The organism is Parapedobacter sp. 2B3 (genome assembly GCF_041925275.1).
GTDB classification, from domain to species: domain Bacteria; phylum Bacteroidota; class Bacteroidia; order Sphingobacteriales; family Sphingobacteriaceae; genus Parapedobacter; species Parapedobacter pyrenivorans_A.
Genome location: NZ_JBHEUZ010000001.1, coordinates 331,042 through 349,087, shown reverse-complemented (window position 1 = coordinate 349,087; position 18,046 = coordinate 331,042). Strand labels below are relative to the sequence as shown.

Here is an 18,046-nt window from a genome sequence, read left to right as displayed (position 1 = left end):
ACGATTACCACCGGGTATAATACACGGAGGAAGTAAGTTTATGTTGTAGTCGTAACGATAAAAACCATAACACGCCTTCCTCGAATAGAGGGGGGCGTTTTTAGTTTCAACGGGTAGGTATAGGAAAGAACATGAAGATACTCAAATTTGGCGGGACATCCGTAGGGTCCGTAGAAAGCATCGGGGCGGTGCTCGAAATTGTAAAGAAATCATACGAGGCAGGTGAACGGCCCGTCGTGGTGCTCTCGGCCATGGCGGGAGTGACCAATCTGCTTACCCGGTTGGCAACGGACGCGGCCGAGGGCAAGGATTTTCTCGACGGATTGCAGGAATTGGAATCGCGCCATTTTTCGGTGGTGAAACAACTCATTGCCGTAAAGCGGCAAAATCCGGTATTTACCAAGTTGAAGATTTACCTGAACGAGTTGGAAGATTTGTTGCAGGGCGTTTACAACCTACGCGAACTGAGCTTGCAGAGCAAAGACCTGATTGTAAGCTACGGCGAACGTTGCTCGGTATTATTGGTCAGCAAAATAGCCGAGCAGCATTTCCCGGCGGTGCACTTCGTGGATACCACGCAGCTCATCCAAACCGATAGCCACTTCGGCAGTGCGCAAGTGAACCAACCTTTTTCGGAGCAATCCATCCGTGCGTATATGGCCGAGCACGAATCGACACTGTTATTTTTTACGGGATTTATCGCGGCCAATGAAAAAGGGCGGGTAACCACCCTGGGGAGGGGTGGCAGCGATTACACCGCGGCCATCATCGGCTCGGCCGTGGGAGCCAGTGCCATCGAAATCTGGACCGACGTGGACGGGATGCTGACGGCAGACCCCCGTATTGTGAAGAAGGCCTTTTCGCTGCCCGTGCTTTCCTACACGGAGGCCATGGAGCTATCTTATTTCGGGGCCAAGGTCATCTACCCACCAACGATGATCCCGGCGTTTCTAAAAAAGATTCCCATCGTGATCCGCAATACGTTTAATCCGGAGTTTGCAGGCACCGTAATCCAGTATGATAGTGGCAAAACATTACTGCCCATCAAAGGCATTTCGTCCATTCCCGAAATCAGTGTCATTAACGTAGTGGGTGGGGGCATGGTGGGTCGTGCAGGTTTCAGCGGCCGGCTCTTTACGCTATTGGCCCGTGAGCAGATCAACGTGGTGCTGATTACCCAGTCTTCGTCCGAACATAGCATCACATTTGCGGTGCATCCCGCCGATGCACAGCGGGCGAAAGCGCTGATCGAAAATGAATTTGAACTGGAATTGCAAGCCAACAAACTGGCGGAACCCCAGATTGAAGACCAGCTCGCTGTACTGGCCATCGTGGGTGAAAATATGAAACAGACGCCCGGCATGTCGGGTAAGCTATTCCATGCGTTGGGCCGCAACGGCATCAACGTGCGGGCCATTGCCCAAGGGTCGTCTGAGTACAATATTTCAGTCATCATTGGCCACGACGATCTGGCAAAGGCACTTAATGCCGTGCACGATGCTTTCTTTGCCAAGCTGAATAAAACGTTGCACGTATTTAGCGTGGGTACCGGCAACATCGGGTCGACCCTCTTCAGGCAGATCCGCGAACAGCATGGTTTCCTATTGGATAACAACGACATCGAAATCAAGGTGGTGGGTATCAGCAATTCACGTAAGATGCTCTTTAATGCTAACGGTATAGCGCTGGATAGTTGGAAAGAACAACTTCAGGAGTCAGGCGAACAGGCTGAGCTGGAATTGTTCGTTCGGCGTATGAAGCAGATGAATCTGCCCAACTGTGTATTTATAGACAACACCGCAAGCGATCAGCCCGTTCCGTATTACGAAGGGCTGTTCCAGTCGAACATATCCGTGGTGACCTGCAATAAAATCGCCAACTCGGGCCGTTTCGACCAATACCGGTTGCTACGGGATACTGCCCGCAAGCATGGTGTTGATTTCTTTTACGAAACCAACGTAGGGGCCGGGCTGCCCATTGTACGGGTACTCCGCGACCTGATGATGAGCGGTGACCGCATTGTCCGTATCGAGGCAATCCTTTCGGGTACGATTTCTTATATCTTCAATAACTTTACGGGTGATGCGTCGTTTTACGAGGTGGTCAAAACTGCCCAGCAGCTCGGTTACACCGAGCCCGATCCACGGGACGACCTCAAAGGGACCGATTTCATGCGCAAGATGCTGATACTGGCCCGCGATGCGGGATATCCGCTCGAACCCGAAGCGGTACAGCTGGGAGCCATCCTGCCCGAAGCCTGCATCCATGCAGCCTCGGTGGATGACTTCTACAACGAGCTGAAAGCCGCTGATGCGCATTTCGATGCGTTGAAGAAAAAGGCACAGCAGGAAAGCAAAGTGCTTCGCTACATCGGCAAACTGGAGGAAGGCAAAGTAGATATCGCGCTGGAAATGGTGGACAGCAGCCATCCTTTTTTCGCCTTGTCGGGCAGTGATAACATCATCTCGTTTACCACGGAGCGGTATAAGGAGCGGCCGTTGGTGGTTAAAGGTCCGGGGGCTGGTGCGGAAGTGACCGCGGCGGGGGTATTTGCCGATCTGGTAAATGTAGGTGCATAATAGATAGTATAATTCAATGGAAAAAGATCAGGTACATGTGTTCGCGCCCGCTACGGTAGCTAATATGGTTTGCGGGTTTGACGTGTTGGGGTTCGCACTGGATAGGCCGGGCGACGAGGTGCGCATCCGGAAAGTCGACAAGCCGGGGGTTCACCTGGTAGATATAACGGGCGATGACGGGCGGCTGCCCCGCGAGGCGACGAAGAATACGGTGAGTGCCAGTGTGCTCACCTATCTGCAGCACCTGGGGCGTAGTGACGTAGGCGTGGAGATCGAACTGCACAAACAGATGCCTATTGGCAGCGGTTTGGGGTCAAGCGCGGCAAGCACCGTGGCCGGCCTGTTTGCCATCAATACGCTGCTTGGTAACCCGTTATCGAGGGAGGAACTGCTGCCATTTGCGGTGCAGGGCGAGGAACTGGCCTGTGGCCATGGACATGCCGACAACGTGGCGCCCGCATTGATGGGCGGGATTACCTTGATACGGGGCTATGCCCCGCTCGACGTGGTGAAACTGCCGGCACCGTCGTCGCTTTTCGCATCGGTGGTATTTCCTCATGTGGATGTGCCTACACGCGATGCACGGCAGATGATCCGTAAGAAAGTAGCACTCAAGGATGCCGTGACCCAATGGGGAAACATCGCCGGATTGGTGGCGGGGTTATACAGCAGCGACTATGAGCTAATTGGACGGAGCATGCACGATGTGCTTATCGAGCCTACGCGTGCCATCCTTATCCCCGAGTTTTATGAGATGCGCCGCGTGGCGGAAGAAGAAGGTGCACTCGGCTTTGGTATTTCCGGTTCGGGGCCATCGGTTTTTGCGTTTGCGCAAAGCGAAGAGACCGCTGCACGGATTACCGCCGCTGTGCAGCGGCTCTTGGGCCAGCAGGGCATCGAAAGCAATGGTTACGTATCGGGCATCAACACCACGGGACCGAAAGAAATAGACGATTAATCGGATTAGATAACCATGCAACTATACAGTACGAACAATAAAGAACTACGTGTGCCGTTCAAGGAAGCGGTGTTCAATAGTTTGCCGGCAGATAAAGGGCTATATATGCCGGTAATTATCCCGACCTTGGATGCGCATTTCATCCAAAACCTCGCGCAGTTTACCTTTCAGGATATCGCCTTTCAGATAGCGTCTGCATTGATCGGCGATGCCCTTCCTGCGTCTACCTTGCGGCGGATCATCGATGATGCGATTGATTTTGAAGCACCTGTACGTCCGCTGGATAGCGGAACAGCGGTATTGGAGCTGTTCCACGGACCTTCGCTGGCATTCAAGGACTTCGGTGCCCGTTTCATGAGCCGTGTGATGGCGGCCCTTTCGCAATCGGATGAGCGGGTGCTCGATGTGTTGGTGGCTACCTCCGGCGACACCGGGGGGGCTGTGGCGTTGGGCTTTTTGGGCGTGCCGGGCACGCGGGTAACCATCCTGTACCCCAAGGGGAAGGTAAGCCCTGTGCAGGAACTGCAGTTGACCACCAACGGGCAGAACATCCGGGCCATTGAAGTGGACGGTACATTTGATGATTGCCAGGCGTTGGTTAAGGAAGCGTTCAACAACCCCGAGCTGAAAGCCGCGTTGCGGCTCACGTCGGCCAATTCGATCAACATCGCCCGGCTTATTCCACAGACATTTTATTATTTTTGGGCATATGCCCAACTACAGGCACAAGGCATACGGAAGGTAGTCTTCTCCGTACCCAGTGGTAATTTCGGCAACATAGGGGCGGGGTTATTGGCTTATAAAATGGGATTGCCCGTGGAGCACTTCATCGCGGCTACCAACGTGAACGATACGGTGCCACGATTTTTGCAGAGTGGCCGGTATGAGCCGCGTCCATCGGTGCAGACGCTGGCCAACGCGATGGATGTGGGCAATCCGAGCAATTGGGTGCGGATTATGGACATGTTTGGCAATGACCGGGAAGCGTTGGCACGGCTGGTTTCGTCATATACCGCTACCGATGCGGAAACCCAGGATGCCATCCGGGCAATATTCGACCGGTACGGCTACGTTGCCTGTCCGCATACAGCCATTGCCTGGCTGGCCGCTAAACGCTACCGCCAGCGGCATCCAGGTACGTACGCGGCAGTTTTCTTATCGACAGCCCACCCCTGTAAATTCCCCGAGGTATTCCCGGAAGAACTTGCTGCAAAGATTCCGATGCCAACTCAGGTAAATGATTTGGAAGGCCGCGAAAAACAGACTGTGGCACTGGAAGTGGATTTTGATGCGTTCAAACGCTATTTGATGACCGGGCAGTAAGTTATTGGCCCTCGAATTTCATCCAAGCATCTTCGTCACGACCAAAAATGAACTGTTTTGGGTAGAGGATTTCGGCCAGGATTTCGATGTCATCGGCGATGAGGGCTCCGGGCTGCCGCAAGTGGTCCGGGTGATGGATGATATATACATTTCCATGTTTTACTGCTGCCGTTTGTGCCCATTCCGGCAGGGCAAGCATCGCTGGTAATACGGCCAGTACGTGTGGTGTGGGCTTTTCGCAGACGACTACGACTGCGTCGGCGGTGTCTACCGCCGATGCGTTGATGGGGATACCCCCTGCAATGCGGGCAATGATTTCGAGATACGTATCGCTATGGATTTTGACGGGCGACACATCGGTTAGGAACACTACGCGAGGCTTGCTTTCGTCGGCAATAAACTTCAGCTTATGGGCAATGATATTGATGCGTTCTTCGAGGTTTTCAATCAGTTGATCGGCCTTTGGGTTCGCATGGAGTGTGTCACCGATGGAGCGGATGGCAGCATATACGGTATCCGGCGTGTGGGCCTGTAGGAGCTCGTGGTACGTGGGGGCCTGTTCCAGCAAGGGCAGGCAGGCGGCGTCGACATCAAGGGCGGTCAGTATGCTGTGGAGAGAAAGAAGTGTACTTCGCATGTGGGCAAAGGTACACAAGTGGCCCCACTATCGCCATAGCAATGCTTTAAAAACATGGATATCCGGCAACGAAATGAACGATGCGTTCAATTGGATGCGCTCTTGGGTCACGGCACTCTGCGGTTGCGTTGCCACTATTATCAAACCGACAAAAAATGGAATGACAAGTAGCAGGAAGGGCGAAATGTTACTGGTTAACTTCTTCATCTTTCATTGTGTTTCAGGGTTAGCAAATCACATCAATTCCTCTTGCACACTACAAAGAAACCGATTACCTACTTGGTACGGAAAAGTTTTAGACCAACGGTGGGATTTTCTAGACCAACGGGATTTGGGCGTTTGTCTGTCCGAATGCGGGATTGGCCGATGGAAGTAGGGAGTTTGTCGATAAGCGCAGCTGATATTGGCAGCTAGTCCTATATTTGCAATTATGCGCAACAACAGAGCGGTTTTAACTCACGGATTGGTATGGCTGGTGCTACTGGCAGTCCTGTTCCTGTTGAATGTGAGGGAGCACCCGGACCGTGCCGCTATTATGGTGCTGTTGTACGGGGCTTTGAATATCGTTATTTTCTATGTACACTATTTCTTAATCAACCCGTTACTCATCGGCGCTGGCCGGTATTGGCGTGCCGCTACTTACATGGCCATTGTATTGGTGGTGTCAATTGCGGTAAAATATGGGATTGCTCTTTATTACGACGATATTATTCTGCAATACCGCGACAACGATAACCAGCAACAGACATTGACGCCGATGCGGTATTCCGTGGCCGTATTGATAACCGGGTTATTCTTTATGCTGCTAAGCACCGCCGTGTACGTGATTTCGTCCAATTTCAAAACCCGGGAAGACCGCAAAAACCTGGAAACGGAAAAGCTAAATGCCGAACTGGCTTTCCTACGGTCGCAGATCAATCCGCATTTCCTGTTCAATTCGTTGAACAACATCTATTCGTTGGCCTACCAGAAATCGGACAAGACACCCGAGGCCATCCTCAAGCTATCGGCGATAATGCGGTATATGCTATACGAGAGCAATGAGGAGTATGTATTGCTTGAAGAAGAGATAAATTACCTGGAAAACTACATAGAACTGCAGAAATTGCGTTTCAAGGAGAAAGTCTACGTGGATCTGCATGTTAATATCGATGAGAAGGGCCACCGCATCATGCCCTTGCTGTTGATTTCGTTTCTTGAGAACGCGTTTAAGCATGGCGTTTCTACCGATCCAGACAAGCCCATCCGCATAGATATCAGTGTGCAAAGCGGAAGGCTGCATTTCAATGCAGAGAACGCCAAGAACCAAGTGAATAAAGACCAGACAAAAGGCGTGGGGCTGACCAACCTTAGGCGCCGTTTGCAATTGGGGTATCCCGACCGGCATACCATCAACGTCGTGGAATCGGAGCATTATTACAGTAGTGAACTTTTCATATATTTATAGCCCCAAAAAGAATATGCCCATGGTACGATGTATTGCTGTAGACGACGAGCCGCTGGCATTGGATATCATCTCGGATTACGTTGCCAAAGTGCCTGAACTGACGCTCGTGGCCAGTACGACCAATGCCATCGAGGCCCTTGCCATGGTACAGAACGGGGAGGTGGATTTGGCGTTTCTGGATGTGCAGATGCCCGAGCTGACCGGGATACAATTCCTGAAAATCATCAATGGTAAATGTGATGTGATTCTTACCACCGCGTATCCGCAGTATGCGTTGGATGGCTATGAACTGAATGTGGTGGATTATCTATTGAAGCCCATCGCATTCGATCGGTTTTACCGTTCGGTGCAAAAAGTGTTGGCTAATCGCCCGCAGCAGGTCGCGCAGCCTGTTTCGACATCGCTACCGAGCGATACGGTTGATTTTATCTTCATTAAGACAGAGCACAAGATTCAACGGGTAGACCTCGATGACATCTTGTATATCGAAGGGCTGAAAGATTATATCTCGATCTATACGGCAGCCGAACGGATTGTTACCCTCCAAAACATGAAGAAGATGGAAGATATTTTGCCTTCCAACCGGTTTGTACGGGTGCACCGCTCGTACATTGTGGCGTTAGAAAAGATAGCCAGTATTGAGCGTGGTCGTATTTTTATTGAAGACAAGATCATCCCGGTGGGCGATACCTATCGCGATGCGTTCTATAAGTATATCGGCGACAAAAACGGTTAATAAAATGCCGTTATTTTTATCCAACCTGAATAGAAAATTTTTTTATCTTTTCACTCCCAATCGGGTTGTAGTCACGCTATTAGCGTGATAAAATCCGCTAGGTATCGCGTGGCGCTTTGGCGCCAAGGTCGTGCGCGGTAAAACTTCGTTAAGTCATGTATTCTTTTTATATCCTTTCCAGCGAACGTTTGCATCGATATTACACGGGGAGCTGTGTTGATTTGGATAAACGGCTGATGGAACACAACCGAGGGCAAAGCCGTTATACGAAGCACGGCCTTCCTTGGCGCCTTGTATGCAGGTTTGAGGTTTCTAGTCGCAGTGAGGCACTAAAGTTGGAGATGAAGATAAAAAAGCGTGGAGCAGCACGTTTTTTATCTGACCTGAATTGAAAAATTTTTTATCTTTGCACTCCCAATCGGGTTGTAGCGTAGCCAGGTATCGCGCCAGCATGGGGTGCTGGAGGTCGTGGGTTCGAATCCCGCCAACCCGACGAAAAAGCTCAGCGAATGCTGGGCTTTTTTGTTGTTGGGATAGCGGGATGGGAACCCCGGGTTCGATTCGTAGAAGACTCAGGGCCGTGTCGGTGCATTGTGGGGCTGAACCAATCCTGCCAACCCGACAAATCAATAAGGATTGCCAACCGGATTGTCAAGGTATCCGAGGTTTTATTAAGGTCACCAATAGCGGAGCCTTTTTATAACAGCCATATTTCTGGATTTCCGATTGCCCAGATTTATCGGATATTTAGGAATGCCACAATATCTTAAATTCCGGTCAGGGGGGTGGCGCAACTGAAAAATGGGAGTTACAGAAAAGGATTGATGATGGTGATGCTTTTATCCACGATCAGTTTATGTTGCATGTCCTCGAAGTAAAGGATTTCGCAACCGCCCTCGATGCAGGCAGCGACAATGATGGAATCGAACAATTGGAATTGGTATCGTTTCGCAAGCCCTGCGGCATGTTGTAGGGTATCGGGCGACACGGGGACGATGGGACAGCCGTCAAGCAATGCAGCCGTCTGTTCCAACAGTTCCACCTTATCAAATTTCAGCAGCCTCCGGCAGGTGTTGATGTATTCGGAAATGACCTGAGAGGGGGATTTTTGGGATATCGGCAAGCAATCCTTTGGCAATGGCCCTTTTTTCCTGTGCGGAGTTGTCGTGCAGGTATATCAGCACGTTGGTGTCCACCGCAAAAGGTTTAGCCATCGTAGTCATTGGCTTCGTCCCGGTCAAAGGTGAATCGGCTCAAACCCACGAGGGAGGATTTGGTCAGGGCTTCAATCCGGCGGAGACGCTGCGCCCTGCTCAGCTCCTTTTTCGCCGTTTCGATTTCAAAGGCAATCACTTTCACCGTCTTGCCGACCATTTCTTCGGGCAGTTACTGGAAAGAATAAGCAGCTTAAAAACAAGGGGTTGTTGTATGAACCAAAAAAAATTTGGTCTCTTCGTATACAAAGATTATTGCGCATATTTTAGAGTTAGCAGTCATTGTAAAGCGACACCCACTACTTTCCGAAAAACATTAAACTTCAACATACCAACTATTCACATGAAATATACTTCTGGAATTTTTTCTCAAAAAATGTCGCATATACTTTACATTTAGAATGTGTTACTTATCTTTGTGAAAATTATATACGACTTAATATGAAAGAAAAAGTAAATATGAAGAATATATTTTGGGCTCTGATTTTTGCCGTCTGTTTCCCAATCAGCGTGTTTTATCTATCCGAATATTCCCTATCTGTACCTATTGCATTACTAATTGTTGCCATTAATGCTCTTTTGTTCGGGGTTTATGCTTTCAAGCAAATGCAAAGTGTAAAATCTTTAGACGAAGTTCAAATCAGAATACAATTAGAAGCGGTATCCATTGCGTTTGTTTTATCATTGCTATTGATAATGGTATTAGGTATGTTAGGATTAGTTAAAGATTCGGGGTTAGATAATTTAAATTATTTGTATGTTTTTCCCTTGTTCTTTTTGTTCTATTTTGTTGGTTTATTCATTTCAAAACGCAAATACAGATGAAGAATACAATAAAAGTAGAAAGAGCAAAAAAAAACTGGACCCAGGCCGATTTAGCAGAAGAAATCGGTATATCCAGACAAGCAATGAACTCAATAGAAACCGGCAAATTTGTTCCTTCTACTGTATTGGCACTTAAAATGTCAAAAGTATTTGGAACACCGGTAGAAGAAATTTTTCAACTAGAAGATAAAGATTTTAAATAGCACCCAAAACGAATGAAGATGAATGCACATTCCATTGACAATAGGACATTCCAACTGATAGAAAACAATCAGGTATTAAGTGAAATTATTTATGCAGATCCATATTTTTTGAAAGCTGAAATTAACGTATCCAATACGGATGGATATTTAGTAAAACCCGTTGGAGTATTTCAAACAAGTATAAGCGTAACCAATAATGGAACTGAATTTGCCAAATTAGTAATGAATTGGAGTGGTAATATTGTAATTTTCTATCGAGATAAAAATAAATACGTTCTAAAGTTGAACAAGTTTTTCCACGGAAAGTATATCATTGAAAATGAAGATAGGGAAAACATCATCCAACTTAACCCAAAATTTAGTTGGAAGGAATTTCATTATCATTATGATATTAACAACAATATCTCTAATGACGGTATTTCGAAAGACCCATTATTTCTTTCGCTAGCAGTTTATGCAGCGAATTACTTCGTTGCCACTATTTCAGGAGCAAACTCAGGATTAGTGTAAATAACAACGGACGGCTAACATCGGTTTAGCTTCGCTGCCACTCCGTGGTTGCGTCAGGCGTGCTAACGTGGTAAATTGAACGTTAGTGCATTTTATTAACTTTGGTGCAAGATTGAACGCTTGTGCCTCTAATCCCGCCCGAACGCAAAGCCGAGGATCGTTAGCGGCTATATTAACCGACTACTTCCAAGACAAAAACAAATTTTGACTTTTGACAACAACATCTCAAATACTAAATCCCGCAGTTCAAAATGACTATCGGAAAATAAGGGAGACATTTCAGGCAGCGACACTGTTCCTGAACGACTTGATAGAATATTTCAAAGCCAATGGATGGGAAGTTATGGGCGCTGACAAGGCTTACAAGGGGCGTCATTTATAATGAAGCAACTAACAACATTCCAGCAGGAGAAAGCCTCATTTGGACATTGGCAAAACAAACCGGTAGGTTTGAAAAAGCACTAAGGTACCCGGCTGAAGATGGAGACTATGAAAAACCGTTTATAGATAAATTAGGGCCTTGAAACACCGTGTTTGATTGAAGCATCTTGTAACCGCTGTTATTTGTTATTATTGATAAAAGATAGGGTTTTATCGTTGATGCCAAAATAGCATCATTACAAATTATTCTTTCCATTTTTCTCAATAAAACCCCCGATTACACTCAAAATTTCCCGTAGGTGTTCTAGCAGGTTCTCATCACCCCGACGAAAAAGCTCAGCGAATGCTGGGCTTTTTTGCCTTTTTGGGCCCATTTTTTGCTAACGATTTGCATAATTGCATCATTCCTCGGCGAAAGAACATCTAGAAAAGCTTTGGAATGCGGACGGACAATGATATCGAAAGAAAGGATAGGCCATAGCTATTTGAAATACCTGTTTACCGGGATTTTTTCGGCCCTGCTGGTTATCGGATATGCGCAGGAAGAGGAGGGACAGCAGGAAGAGAAGCAACAATCCGATGAGCGACAGGACGAAAGGCAACCTGCGCTTTTGGATTCCATCGACATCGTACGTGACTACCGGCCGATGCTGGCCGATGCCGTAAAAATCCGCCGGAGCCCGGATATGCGTATCGACCGGGAAGCACTTGCAATCGAACTGCGCCAGATCGCCGCCTCCACGTATTTTGCAAAGAACGAATTCAAACAAGCTTATTACGGTAGATTGCTGGAACGGCATCCGGATGCGTTACGCAGCAATATCGATAATTACCGGATCGGCTTCCTGGCCTACCAAGCAGGCGAATATGAACGGGCAACCGCTATTATGGGGAAGTTGGCGACTTCGGATGCCTTTTATCAGGGGTCGATGATTGCTTTGGGCCATATTGCCCTGGAAACCGGCGATAAGCGACATGCACGGAATGCGTTTGCCACAGCGTCCAGACTGGATTTCGATCAGGTATTGAAAGCGGATGGGCTGTTTAATTATACCAAAATCTTATATGAATTGGATTCCGCCCAGGTGGCCCTGAAAGTCGCCCAGGAATATATCGCTCAGAAATATGCGGGCAGCAATCCGGATGCCAACAACACAGAAAATCCGGAAACACTGTTGGCCGAAATCTTGTCGGGCACGAGTAATTTCCACGCTGCGGTAAATATGCTGGAATCGTTTAGCAACAGGGAGGCCAAAGCCGATATAGCCTATCAAAAGGTAACGTATTACCGCGGATTGGAGTTTTATAATGAGCGCGCTTTCGAAAACAGTATTTCCATGTTCATGCGATCGGAAAAGTTCCCGATCGATGTGGAAATGGCGGCGTTGGCCACGTATTGGAAAGCGGAGGCGATGTACGAGGTACGCAAGTACAGGGAAGCGGTGGAGAATTTTTCCCGGTTCCTCCAGTTGCCCGCTGCACGAAACACCGATGTATACAGTTATGCGAACTATGCCTTGGCTTATGCAGCGTTCCGCAACAACAACTTTGGTATGGCTGCGGATTATTTTGAACGCTTTTTGGCTGCCGAGGGAAGTTCGATAGCGGAAAACGTACGTTACGACGTAATCGCTCGTCTGGGCGATTCGTATTTGTCTGTGCGCGACTATGGCCGGGCCAACCGATACTATGACCAGTTGATCAATAGCAAAGCCCCCAATCAGGACTATGCGTTGTTCCAGCGTGGTATTATCCAGGGATTGCAGGGCGACAATGAAACCAAGCTCAGCACCCTGCGGTCCGTTGTTGCGCAGTTTCCGGGCTCGAACTATGCGGACGACGTGGCCTTTGAGATCCCTTACACGTATTTCACTACGGGAGATTACGATACCGCCATCGAAGGGCTGCAACAGATGATCGAACAATACCCCCGCAGCAGCTATGTCCCTCGGGCGCTGATGACCATCGGGCTTGTCCAGTACAATAAAGATGATACCGAAGCGGCGACGGCCACTTTCCAGCGGGTGGTGGAAGAACACGCCACAACCGACGAGGCACGGCAAGCGCTGCGTTCCATTGAAAATATCTACTTGGATCAAGGGGATGCTTCGAGTTATATTGATTATGCGACCAGCACCCATATCGGTGATCTGAGTACGGCAGAGCAGGATAACCTAACTTTCCAGGCGGCACATTCCTTGTTTGCCAAGGGAGAATACGGATCGGCTGTGGAAGCGATCAATGCGTATTTTGATAAATTTCCAAAACCTATAAAGGAAAAACATGCCCGTTATATCCGCGGAGTGAGTTTGTACCATGCCGGGCACCCAAAGGAAGCGCTGCACGACCTAAACATGATACTGAACGACTGGACGAGCCCGTATACGGAAAACACCTTGCTGACGGTGGCCGCGTTATACCTGAGCTTGGAGAAATACAACGAGGCCATCGTGCACCTCAAAAAACTGGAGCTGACTTCAGAATATAAAAAAAACTATGGTTACGCGGTAACTAATCTGATGGTTTGTTATTTCGAAATCGGTGACTTGGAGCAGGTGGCCAAGTATGCGAAGTTGATAAAGAACTACGATCGGTCATCGGGCGAAGACATTGCCAAGGCACACTTATACGGTGCTCGGGCCATGCTGCGGGAAGGGAAAGTGGAGCCCGCCATGAAGGAACTGAATCTGGCGGCGCTGAAGAGCCAAACGGCAGTCGGCGCAGAGGCACGGTATCGCGTGGGGCAACTGCAGTATGAAGACAAGGAATACGACAAAGCCTTGGAAACGGCCTTTGATGTGATCAATAACATGGGGTCACACGACTATTGGGTGGCCAAGAGCTTCATCCTGCTTGCGGATGCCTATGCAGGCAAAGGCGATGATTTCCAGGCGAAGAGCACCTTGGAAAGTGTAATCGAAAATTATGAAGGGGATGATGACATCATCCCTTCAGCAAAAGAACGTTTACGGAAATTAAACAACGAGTAATAGGGATTTCTAGTTGGACATCGCCTATTGATGAGCAGTAGATGAAAGTTGCCGGGCGACATGGGCAGGTTCGCAAGAAAAATATCGTGACAATGTAGGTCGCCGATTATATCCCGAATATCAGCGGGAATAACAACATGACGATGAGACCCCATAGGCAGTAGACCGGTAGGTACCGGGCTACGACGTTCCGGACGTTCGCTATGGGAGCGTTTTTAAACAGTACGCGAAGGAGTTGGGCAAGTACCAGCAGCAGGTTGACAAGAACCACAACGTTGGCGCCCAATACAGCGGCTCTGTTAGGGGTTATTCCCCATTCGGCAATGCGGAACAGGATGGCAGAGAGCGCCACACCATTGACGATGACTGTTACGGCTGCTAGCAGCGTAATGATCCATATTCCCATGCGGTTCTCTGTCGTTGTTGAGGTGCCGGCGATGGAAAAGAAGATGATCGCCATTACACCGATCAACAGGAGGTTGAAAATCAGCAAAAAGTCCCGGTCGGTATAGGGGTCTTTTCCGCCGTAGACCATGGTACTGAGGTAAATGACCAGCATCACCAACACGAGCGGGCAAAATATCCGGGCGATGACCGGGGAAATTTTACCGACCAACTGTGGATTGGATTGGATAAGGTAAGTCGCTACCATCGGTGTGGCGGCCATCCCGGTAATCCCAATATACTGGAAGTAAGTCTCTTCGATATTAAACCCAATCGCCGAGAACAAGGCGATGGTGACACCACTGAGCATGGCCCCGGCGATGGCAATCAGCGCCATCATAACCAATAGGTCTCCGTTGAACGTGAGGAAACTGATTCGCTGTTCCCCCGTATTGGGTGCGTTGCCGACGAACGCAAGCCCCGATATGGACCACAAAACCAGTATCAGATGGAAACATGACAGCAAGACGGTATCACTCTCCGGCGCATTGGGCAATAGGTTGATGAAAACCAAGCCGATCACCATGGTTCCGAATACAAGAGCGATTTTGCCCCGAGGTAATTTATGCTTCCACGCAAAATACATGGCTAACGGAGGAAATACAATGAAGCCGACGTTTCGGGGATAGAAAAAGTCGTCATCTATAGAGAATAACGCTGGAAATTGAGCAACGAAGGCAGCAATAACGGACACGATGAGGATGACCGACCATTCTTTTCGGGTACCCCATTGGATAGCTTCGCCCGTATAATTCAACCGCTCGTTCCAATAGTCGGCAAGGATATTGCCTTTGAGTGTTGGATATAAGGCATTGAATGACAGCTTGAAGGCTGTGCGGTTTGTCCGGTACAACGCCTCCAATTGGGCGGGGTCATCGAGATGGGTTTGAATTTCAGTTTTCATGATTTTGTGTGTAAAGACAATGAGTTTATTTAAAAAGAGCTTTGACTTTCAAAGTGATAGAGTAAAAAAATTTAGCCTGTTTTCTGCGACTTGATTAATTGTTCCAGCGCGTTGAGGTGCTGGTGGAATGCCGTTCTTCCTTCATCGGTAATGAAATACTGTGTATTCGGTTTTTTACCGACAAACGATTTGGTAACACCGATGAACTTCTCTTTTTCCAACGCCTTGATGTGGCTTGCCAGATTGCCATCAGTGAGGCCGAGGAATTCTTTCAGCGCGTTGAAGTCGAGTGCATCATTCACAGCCAATGCCGACATGATGCCCAACCTTACCCGGCTTTCGAAAGCCTTATATAATCCGTCTATTGTTAATTTCACTTCTCGTAGCGATAATGGATGTAGATACCATACACGATATGCAGCACACCGAAGCCGATGGCCCAACAGAGTAATCCATAGCCAATGAAATAGGTGCCGATAAGTCCAAGCGTGATTTCCATCGCCCCCAGCAACTTAATCGCACCGTAAGTAAAACTGCCTGCACCGTATAGGGCTAAGCCATAAAAGATAAGCGAAAAAGGTGCGGCTAGGCCGACCATTCCGTTGGCAAATAAGGCAAGGATCAATAAACCACCGGTAACCAGGGGGATAGCCATATTGGCAACCATGCGCCGAGATGTGGCATTCCAAAGCTTTTCGCCCCGTTCGCTTGATTTCCGTTGGGAAAGGAAGACGGCGGTACCTACTGCGAGCAGTAAGGTGCCGATTGCCAAGCTCAATAGCTGGGGTGGAATCGGGAATCCGTTTGTTGGTGTATCGATGGGTGGGGTTATTTCCCCTGGGTTAAAGCTGAGTACCGCATACGAAAGATAGGCGGCCGCGAGCGCATAGACGCCGGCCATGACACCCGCCCAGCCCGAAAGCGACAGAAATTTTGAGGAGCGCTCCATCATCGAACGGATTTCGGCGATATCCCCGATATAGTCTTTCTCTTTCTTCATTTGAAAGTACTTTTTTTTTCAAAGTTAAATAAAAAATCGAATATGCAAGATGTTCGTGAAATTTTTTCGTAAGAAAGTGATACTTTTGCACACCGTAAGGGAAAAAAGCGGGATGTAGCGCAGCCCGGTAGCGCGCTTCGTTCGGGACGAAGAGGCCGCAGGTTCGAATCCTGTCATCCCGACCAATCAGATGAAGCCCTTGCGGAAGCAAGGGTTTTTTCATGTAGCGGGCGTGCCAAGCTTGCTTGAGCGGGTTCGATACATGAAAAAACCAAGGCACGAAGTGCTGGCTTCATTTGATTGAGACTTCCCCCGTAAGGATGGCTGTGGAATGGTGTGTGGGGATTGCGGGACACAGCCAATCCTGTCATCCCGACCAATCAAAGAAGCTTTTTGCCAATGGGCGGAGGGCTTTTGTTGTTTTAGGATGGGCCAACTCATACATAGGGGTTTGGCAATAAATTATTTGGATGAAGAAAGAAAAAACGGATCGGCAGCTTTCGGGGGTAAAGGAAATCGCCAGAAGAGCGAATGTTTCGATAGCAACGGTAGATCGGGTGATTCATAATAGGAAGGGTGTTTCGGAAACAACCCGCCGGAAAATTAATGAAATAATCCAAGAAATCGGTTTCCAACCGAATATCTTGGCAAGTAGGCTGGCTTCAAAAAAAACCAACCAATTTGCCGTTCTTATCCCCAATGCAAAGGAGACCGACTATTGGGAAGCACCGCGCAAGGGTGCGGAACGCGCCTACAACGAAATTAGGCAATACGGTGTCGAATTGGAACTATTCCTCTTCGACCTAAATGACAAGCAGTCGTTTGAAAAGCAAGCCAACGCGATTTTAGAAGGTGGATTCCACGGCGTCGTGCTTGCGCCGTCTTTCGTCGATGAGGCACGCAAGTTTATAACCACGTGTGAATTGCGAAAGCTACCCTATGTATTCATCAATTCGGACATGTCCGATGCCAAAGGATTGGCCTATATCGGGCCACATCTATTCAAAAGTGGATGCTTGGCGGGGAAGCTGGTACGGTTTGGATTAAAACGGGGGAAGGTACTTGTTGTGAACATATCCAAGGAAATCGATGCCTACCATCACCTATTGCGAAAAGAAGAGGGGTTCCGTGCTTACATGGAGGCAACAAATACGGCAGGGGGGCAGATCCAAATCGAGAAGATAGATATCACCAACACAACAGATAGGGCAGTTAACGAAGCGTTGCAGAATTGCTTGGAGCGACATCCTGATATCGAAGCTTTCTTTGTTACAAATTCGAGGGTACGGAGCGTGGCAAAATATTTACAAAAACGTGCGGCTACACATCATATCGTGGTAGGCTATGACTTGATCACCCAGAACGTGGATTACCTAAAGGACGGCACCATCGATTTCCTGATTGGCCAGAAACCGGAGGAACAGGGGTATGCGGGGGTGATGGCGCTATTTCAACACGTCATTGTGGGTGGCCCGGTAGTGAAAGCGCAATATATGCCCATTGACATCATCACGAGTGAGAATGTAGCATTTTACAAAAACTAGCCACGCACAACGGACCTCAACTTACTATCCGTGTATTTTTCATCAAATAATTTGGAAGTGGAAAATATAATCGCGTAATTAGCGGGTACGTTACCGCAACAACGATTATAAGCAGTATGGGTGTCCCATCTTACATTAAATAAATATGGTATATGATGCTTGGGATGGTTGCGTGTACGTAAACGTAGGCGAATGGTGATGTTTTATCAAGGCATTTAAATGGCGGTTCAAGCGGGTCTTGTAAGCCGTCGGTTGTTGAGGGAACGAATCATGTTGAAGATGTTTGCCAATCAGTAAGCATATTATGAAATCAAATAGGAGAATATTTATAAAAGCCGCAGCCCTAGCGGG

The 18,046-nt window shown here is 48.4% G+C and carries 20 protein-coding genes and 2 tRNA genes; 14 read left to right on the top strand and 8 right to left on the bottom strand.

The window, feature by feature from the left end; all coding sequences use genetic code 11:
* Positions 1-131 precede the first annotated feature (131 nt).
* Genes thrA through thrC form a run of 3 tightly spaced genes read left to right on the top strand, consistent with a single transcriptional unit; the run spans position 132 to position 4,860 of the window.
* Complete coding sequence (gene thrA / locus ACEVG1_RS01315) at positions 132-2,579, top strand: bifunctional aspartate kinase/homoserine dehydrogenase I (RefSeq protein ID WP_374741740.1); 2,448 nt, start codon at positions 132-134, stop codon at positions 2,577-2,579.
* Positions 2,580-2,595: 16 nt separating this feature from the next.
* Positions 2,596-3,537, top strand: a complete 942-nt coding sequence (locus ACEVG1_RS01310; protein ID WP_374741739.1) for a homoserine kinase — start codon at positions 2,596-2,598, stop codon at positions 3,535-3,537.
* A gap of 15 nt (positions 3,538-3,552) precedes the next feature.
* Complete coding sequence (gene thrC, locus ACEVG1_RS01305) at positions 3,553-4,860, top strand: threonine synthase (RefSeq protein WP_374741738.1); 1,308 nt, start codon at positions 3,553-3,555, stop codon at positions 4,858-4,860.
* Position 4,861: 1 nt separating this feature from the next.
* Here the strand turns inward: thrC and ACEVG1_RS01300 are convergent, their stop codons facing one another.
* Complete coding sequence (locus tag ACEVG1_RS01300; RefSeq protein WP_374741737.1) at positions 4,862-5,497, bottom strand: ABC transporter substrate-binding protein; 636 nt, start codon at positions 5,495-5,497, stop codon at positions 4,862-4,864.
* Positions 5,498-5,524: 27 nt separating this feature from the next.
* On the bottom strand, positions 5,525-5,704 hold the full coding sequence (locus ACEVG1_RS01295; RefSeq protein ID WP_374741736.1) for a hypothetical protein: 180 nt from the start codon (positions 5,702-5,704) through the stop codon (positions 5,525-5,527).
* A 223-nt stretch (positions 5,705-5,927) separates the two neighbouring features.
* Between ACEVG1_RS01295 and ACEVG1_RS01290 the strand changes: the two genes are divergently transcribed.
* From ACEVG1_RS01290 to ACEVG1_RS01275, 4 genes are all read left to right on the top strand, one after another.
* Positions 5,928-6,944: a sensor histidine kinase gene (locus tag ACEVG1_RS01290; protein ID WP_374741735.1), complete on the top strand. Its 1,017-nt coding sequence runs from the start codon at positions 5,928-5,930 to the stop codon at positions 6,942-6,944.
* Between the two features lie 19 nt (positions 6,945-6,963).
* Positions 6,964-7,680: a LytR/AlgR family response regulator transcription factor gene (locus tag ACEVG1_RS01285; RefSeq protein ID WP_374741733.1), complete on the top strand. Its 717-nt coding sequence runs from the start codon at positions 6,964-6,966 to the stop codon at positions 7,678-7,680.
* Positions 7,681-7,835: 155 nt separating this feature from the next.
* On the top strand, positions 7,836-8,072 hold the full coding sequence (locus ACEVG1_RS01280) for a GIY-YIG nuclease family protein (protein WP_374741732.1): 237 nt from the start codon (positions 7,836-7,838) through the stop codon (positions 8,070-8,072).
* Positions 8,073-8,099: 27 nt separating this feature from the next.
* Positions 8,100-8,173: transfer RNA gene (locus ACEVG1_RS01275), tRNA-Pro, on the top strand.
* Positions 8,174-8,488: 315 nt separating this feature from the next.
* Here the strand turns inward: ACEVG1_RS01275 and ACEVG1_RS01270 are convergent.
* From ACEVG1_RS01270 to ACEVG1_RS01260, 3 genes are read right to left on the bottom strand one after another with little or no spacing between them, the layout of a single operon-like run.
* Positions 8,489-8,722 (bottom strand): PIN domain-containing protein, encoded by a 234-nt coding sequence (locus tag ACEVG1_RS01270; protein ID WP_374741731.1) that lies wholly within the window; start codon positions 8,720-8,722, stop codon positions 8,489-8,491.
* Between the two features lie 4 nt (positions 8,723-8,726).
* Positions 8,727-8,894 (bottom strand): hypothetical protein, encoded by a 168-nt coding sequence (locus tag ACEVG1_RS01265; RefSeq protein WP_374741730.1) that lies wholly within the window; start codon positions 8,892-8,894, stop codon positions 8,727-8,729.
* Positions 8,887-9,054, bottom strand: coding sequence for a hypothetical protein (locus ACEVG1_RS01260; RefSeq protein WP_374741729.1), 168 nt, complete (start codon positions 9,052-9,054; stop codon positions 8,887-8,889). Before ACEVG1_RS01260 ends, ACEVG1_RS01265 begins: the two co-directional genes overlap by 8 nt.
* Before the next feature lie 281 nt (positions 9,055-9,335).
* Here ACEVG1_RS01260 and ACEVG1_RS01255 point away from each other — a divergent pair, with 281 nt between their 5' ends.
* The 5 genes from ACEVG1_RS01255 to ACEVG1_RS01235 all read left to right on the top strand — a co-directional run bounded on the left by ACEVG1_RS01255 (position 9,336) and on the right by ACEVG1_RS01235 (position 13,803).
* A complete protein-coding gene (locus tag ACEVG1_RS01255; protein WP_374741728.1) occupies positions 9,336-9,719 on the top strand; it encodes a hypothetical protein in 384 nt (127 codons plus the stop codon).
* On the top strand, positions 9,716-9,922 hold the full coding sequence (locus ACEVG1_RS01250) for a helix-turn-helix transcriptional regulator (protein ID WP_374741727.1): 207 nt from the start codon (positions 9,716-9,718) through the stop codon (positions 9,920-9,922). Before ACEVG1_RS01255 ends, ACEVG1_RS01250 begins: the two co-directional genes overlap by 4 nt.
* Positions 9,923-9,940: 18 nt before the next feature.
* On the top strand, positions 9,941-10,432 hold the full coding sequence (locus ACEVG1_RS01245; protein ID WP_374741726.1) for a hypothetical protein: 492 nt from the start codon (positions 9,941-9,943) through the stop codon (positions 10,430-10,432).
* A gap of 329 nt (positions 10,433-10,761) precedes the next feature.
* The gene (locus ACEVG1_RS01240; protein ID WP_374741725.1) at positions 10,762-10,956 is read left to right on the top strand and encodes a hypothetical protein; all 195 of its coding nucleotides are present in this window, start codon (positions 10,762-10,764) and stop codon (positions 10,954-10,956) included.
* Between the two features lie 309 nt (positions 10,957-11,265).
* The gene (locus ACEVG1_RS01235) at positions 11,266-13,803 is read left to right on the top strand and encodes a tetratricopeptide repeat protein (protein WP_374741724.1); all 2,538 of its coding nucleotides are present in this window, start codon (positions 11,266-11,268) and stop codon (positions 13,801-13,803) included.
* Between the two features lie 106 nt (positions 13,804-13,909).
* Here the strand turns inward: ACEVG1_RS01235 and ACEVG1_RS01230 are convergent, their stop codons facing one another.
* From ACEVG1_RS01230 to ACEVG1_RS01220, 3 genes are all read right to left on the bottom strand, one after another.
* Positions 13,910-15,151 carry a hypothetical protein gene (locus tag ACEVG1_RS01230; protein WP_374741722.1) on the bottom strand — a complete coding sequence of 414 codons (1,242 nt, stop codon included), beginning with the start codon at positions 15,149-15,151 and terminating at the stop codon, positions 13,910-13,912.
* Between the two features lie 71 nt (positions 15,152-15,222).
* Positions 15,223-15,528, bottom strand: coding sequence for a winged helix-turn-helix domain-containing protein (locus ACEVG1_RS01225; protein ID WP_374741720.1), 306 nt, complete (start codon positions 15,526-15,528; stop codon positions 15,223-15,225).
* Positions 15,525-16,151 carry a hypothetical protein gene (locus tag ACEVG1_RS01220; RefSeq protein ID WP_374741719.1) on the bottom strand — a complete coding sequence of 209 codons (627 nt, stop codon included), beginning with the start codon at positions 16,149-16,151 and terminating at the stop codon, positions 15,525-15,527. Before ACEVG1_RS01220 ends, ACEVG1_RS01225 begins: the two co-directional genes overlap by 4 nt.
* Before the next feature lie 108 nt (positions 16,152-16,259).
* Between ACEVG1_RS01220 and ACEVG1_RS01215 the strand changes: the two genes are divergently transcribed.
* Positions 16,260-16,336 (top strand) — tRNA-Pro (locus ACEVG1_RS01215).
* Between the two features lie 285 nt (positions 16,337-16,621).
* Positions 16,622-17,695, top strand: coding sequence for a substrate-binding domain-containing protein (locus tag ACEVG1_RS01210; protein ID WP_374741718.1), 1,074 nt, complete (start codon positions 16,622-16,624; stop codon positions 17,693-17,695).
* The last annotated feature ends 351 nt before the right edge of the window (positions 17,696-18,046 follow it).